Source organism: Actinomycetota bacterium (assembly GCA_041658565.1).
In the GTDB taxonomy this organism is placed as follows: Bacteria; Actinomycetota; AC-67; order AC-67; family AC-67; genus JBAZZY01.
Map to the genome: position 1 here is coordinate 1 of JBAZZY010000064.1, position 3,877 is coordinate 3,877.

At 63.2% G+C, this 3,877-nt stretch carries 6 protein-coding genes and 1 tRNA gene; all 7 read left to right on the forward strand.

Annotated features, from left to right (window positions below):
- A partial coding sequence (locus WDA27_14825; GenBank protein ID MFA5892197.1) for a hypothetical protein occupies positions 1–476 on the forward strand: 476 nt, incomplete at its 5' end.
- 131 nt (positions 477–607) lie between these two features.
- Positions 608–680: transfer RNA gene (locus WDA27_14830), tRNA-Trp, on the forward strand.
- Positions 681–754: 74 nt separating this feature from the next.
- Entirely contained in the window at positions 755–1,087 is a 333-nt protein-coding gene (secE, locus tag WDA27_14835; GenBank protein ID MFA5892198.1) for a preprotein translocase subunit SecE, read from the forward strand.
- Between the two features lie 6 nt (positions 1,088–1,093).
- Positions 1,094–1,825 (forward strand): transcription termination/antitermination protein NusG, encoded by a 732-nt coding sequence (gene nusG / locus WDA27_14840; protein MFA5892199.1) that lies wholly within the window; start codon positions 1,094–1,096, stop codon positions 1,823–1,825.
- 8 nt (positions 1,826–1,833) lie between these two features.
- Complete coding sequence (rplK, locus tag WDA27_14845) at positions 1,834–2,268, forward strand: 50S ribosomal protein L11 (GenBank protein MFA5892200.1); 435 nt, start codon at positions 1,834–1,836, stop codon at positions 2,266–2,268.
- 56 nt (positions 2,269–2,324) lie between these two features.
- A complete protein-coding gene (gene rplA / locus WDA27_14850; protein MFA5892201.1) occupies positions 2,325–3,008 on the forward strand; it encodes a 50S ribosomal protein L1 in 684 nt (227 codons plus the stop codon).
- Between the two features lie 159 nt (positions 3,009–3,167).
- On the forward strand, positions 3,168–3,877 hold a 710-nt coding region (rplJ, locus tag WDA27_14855; GenBank protein MFA5892202.1), incomplete at its 3' end, for a 50S ribosomal protein L10.

Sequence of the window (3,877 nt, forward strand, 5' to 3'; positions counted from 1 at the left end):
CGGGCGTCTCTCCGCGCGTGCGCACCTTCAACTTCTCCGAGCTGCCCTCGCCGACTCCGACTCCGACTCTCAAGCGGTGCGCGGCCGGACAAGTGAAGACCGAGATCTCCACGGACGCACCGAGTTACCCACGCGATCGCGCGGTCGACGTCACGATGACGATAACTAACGTTTCGGACACGCCGTGCCTCAAAGGTACTAACTGGCTCCAGTTCTCAGTATTGGATGAAACGGGAGCCATTGTTTGGAGCACGTCAACCTGCAATTCGTCTTACGGATGCCCTCTAGCGCCGGACTGGGATACAGCGTTCGAGCCCGGGGAAAAGTGGTCGGGAACCAGACGATGGGCGCAGAACTACTGCCCCAAGACCCAGGACTGCACCGGGGAACCTGTCCCGCCCGGGTCGTACTTCGCCGAGACGGGGGGGTGGGACGGACGACCGGTCGTCCGCGCGGCATTCGAGCTTCAGGGGTAGGGGCCGGGGATTCATCCACGTCGGGGCTGTGCGCCAACCGCATCGGCGACCGGCTCGCTCGCTTTACACTCCTTGAAGGCCGCCCGTATACTGGCCGGGTTCAGCGGCGGGGGGTTACCTCCATTTCGCGGAGGGCCGTAGCTCAACTGGCAGAGCACCGGTCTCCAAAACCGGGGGTTGGGGGTTCAAGTCCCTCCGGCCCTGCAAATGTGCCGCGGCTTCGTTCCGCGGCTATTGTGTGAGCGGATTCCCGCCACACCCTGAACCGGAAAGGCTTCATGAACCGAGAAACCAAGAGGCTGATGGCCAAGCAGGAGGCCCAGGCCGAGCGCCAGCGCGCCCGGTCCGCTCCGCTTGCCCGTGGAGCCAAGAACGGGCGCGGGCGTCGCAAGCAGAGCTCTGCAGGCGGCGAGAAGCAAGGACGGATCAAGCGCTGGCGTCGATTCCTGCGCGAGGTCTGGAGCGAGCTGAAGAAAGTTGCGTGGCCGTCGAGGGGTGAAGTGATCACCTACACGGTCGTTGTGCTGGTTTCGGTGATCGCGATTACGTCCTTCGTGTTCGTCCTGGACCTTGCTTTCGGCAAGGCCGTTCTTCAGGTGTTCAAAGGTTAGCCTGCCGTGACGGACGAATTCCAAGACCCACGCGACCAGCCTGTCCCCACGCCGGAGAGCGAGACCAACGAAGTGGAAGCCCCTGAGACTGAACCCGAGGCCCCCGTGTCCGAGGACCAGACCGACGTCGAATCCGAACTCGCGGCAGCCGTGGACGAGGCGTTTGCGGAAACAGGAGACGCCGAGGACCAGGAGGCGGTCCCCGAGCCGGTTCCCGGCGACTGGTTCGTTGTCCACACCTACGCGGGGTACGAGAACAAGGTGAAGGCCGACCTGGAGACCCGCGTTGCATCGATGAACATGGAGGACTCGATCTACGAGGTCGTCATCCCCATGGAAGATGTCGTGGAGGTCAAGAACGGAAAGAAGCAGACAGTCCAGCGGAAGGTATTCCCGGGCTATCTGCTCGTCCGGATGGAGCTAAACGACGATTCTTGGTATGTGGTCCGGAACACGCCGGGCGTCACCGGGTTCGTTGGCTCCGGATCCAAGCCGATCCCTCTGTCGGAGCGGGAAGTAGATCGCATTCTCGTTCGCAAGGGAGAGGTCGAGCGGCCGAAACCCAAGGCGGAGTGGCAGATCAACGACCCGGTCCGGGTAACGATGGGACCGTTCGCCAACTTCCAGGGCGTGATCGGCGAGGTCGATCTCGAGCGTCAGAAGATCAAGGTCCTGGTCAACATCTTCGGCCGGGAAACTCCGGTAGAACTCGGGTTCGACCAGATCGCAAAGGTGTAGGGAGTCCAATGCCTCCGAAGAAGAAGAAGATAACTACCGTCGTGAAGCTGCAGATTCAGGCCGGCGCGGCCACGCCCGCGCCGCCGGTGGGAACTGCGCTTGGGCCACACGGCATCAACATCATGGAGTTCTGCAAGCAGTACAACGCCGCGACCGAGTCGCAGCGCGGAACTGTGATTCCCGCCGAGATCACGATCTACGAGGACCGTTCGTTCTCGTTCGTGACTAAGACCCCGCCGGCGAGCGTCCTCATCAAGCAGAAGGCAGGACTTGAGAAGGGGTCCGGGGAGCCGAACCGGAACAAGGTCGGAACTCTGTCTCAGGACAAGCTCCGCGAGATCGCGGAGCTGAAGATGCCGGATCTAAACGCCAACGACGTCGAAGCCGCGATGAAGATCATCGCAGGCACTGCGCGGTCGATGGGCGTTACCGTCGGCGACTGACACCATCCACGTTCGTGGGAGGCGAGGTTTCTCGCCGTAGACCACAGGAGGCAGAGATGAAATCAGGCAAGAAGATCGGCGAGGCGCGCACTCAGGTCGACCGGGCCAAGGACTATCCGCTGAGCGAAGCGGTCGCTCTCGTGAAACAACTTTCTTCCCGCAAGTTCGACGAATCCGTCGACGTGGCGATCCGCTTGGGGGTCGATCCCCGCAAGGCCGATCAGATGGTCCGCGGCACGGTCTCCCTTCCTCACGGCACCGGCAAGAGCGTCCGCGTCGCCGTTTTCGCTGCCGGCCAGGCCGCGGAAGAAGCGCGCGCCGCAGGGGCCGAGGTTGTCGGAGCCCAAGACCTGGCGCAGCGGATCGAGAAGGAGGGCTTCCTCGATTTCGACGCTGCGGTCGCGACGCCCGACCTCATGCCGCTTGTCGGCAAGTTGGGCAAGATCCTTGGTCCCCGGGGGCTAATGCCGAACCCAAAGACCGGAACCGTGACCGTCGAGGTTGGAAGGGCCGTTTCTGAGATCAAGGCCGGTAAGGTCGAGTACCGGGTGGACAAGGGCGCCAACGTTCACGTGCCGATTGGCAAGGTCTCTTTCGCTGAGGAGGCCTTGGTTGAGAACCTCCACGCGGTGTTGGACGAGGTTCGTCGCGCCAAGCCGTCTTCGTCCAAGGGTCGGTACGTCAAGGGGGTCACCATCTCTTCGACGATGGGTCCGGGCGTCCGGGTCGTATCGGAGTAGCCAGATTGACGGGACCGTCGAAGGCCCCGTAGTCTTTCGACAGCCGAAGACAGGAGGTGCCGCTCCGGCGGCCTAAAGCTCAGTGGCCTCCCGAGGTGTGGACGCAATTGCGGCCGCCTGTCATCGGCGGCCGTTGTCTTTTTTCCGGGAGAAGTAGTCGTGGCCAAGACCAAGAGACCACCGCAGACCAAGAAGAAGCTCGGCGGTCCCCGAATCGGGGAAGGCGGTCCTCGCACAGACAAGGCGAACGCGGTTGCCGACTTCCGGCAGCGGGTGTCGGAGTCCAGCGCGGTGTTGATTACCGACTACCGCGGCATGACGGTGCATGAATTGGCCGACCTGCGCACGGATCTTCGGCAGGCCGGCGGGGAGTACAAGGTCTACAAGAACACGCTCGCGAACATTGCGGCCAAGGAACTTGATCTCGACGACCTGTCGTCGGTATTCCAGGGTCCGTCGGCGTTCGCTTTCACGAGCGACGACCCCGTCGTGCTCGCCAAGAAGTTGACGGAGTTCGCCAAGAAGGTCCCAGCCCTGGTGCTCAAGGGTGGGATTCTCGATCGTAAGGTCCTGAGCGCGAGCGACGTCGCGAAGTTGGGGAGTCTCGAGTCGCGCGAGGTCATGCTGGCGAAGATGGCGGGCATGATGCAGTCGCCGATCCAGCAGCTGGCGAATCTGTTTGCGGCTGGGTTCAACCAGCTGGGTGCGGTGCTCGTCCAGTTGCGCGACAAGCTTGCCGAGGGCGCGCCGCAACCCGCACCCGATGCAACGCCCGAAGCGCCCCAGGCCGAGGCTGAGCCCGAAGCGCCCCAGGCCGAGGCTGAGCCCGAAGCGCCCCAGGCCGAGGCTGAGCCCGAAGCGCCCCAGGC

Excerpts from the sequence above, each read along its gene's own strand:
- rplA (MFA5892201.1), top strand. The coding sequence starts at position 2,325 with ATGAAATCAGGCAAGAAGATCGGCGAGGCGCGCACTCAGGTCGACCGG.
- secE (MFA5892198.1), top strand. The coding sequence starts at position 755 with ATGAACCGAGAAACCAAGAGGCTGATGGCCAAGCAGGAGGCCCAGGCC.
- rplK (MFA5892200.1), top strand. The coding sequence starts at position 1,834 with ATGCCTCCGAAGAAGAAGAAGATAACTACCGTCGTGAAGCTGCAGATT.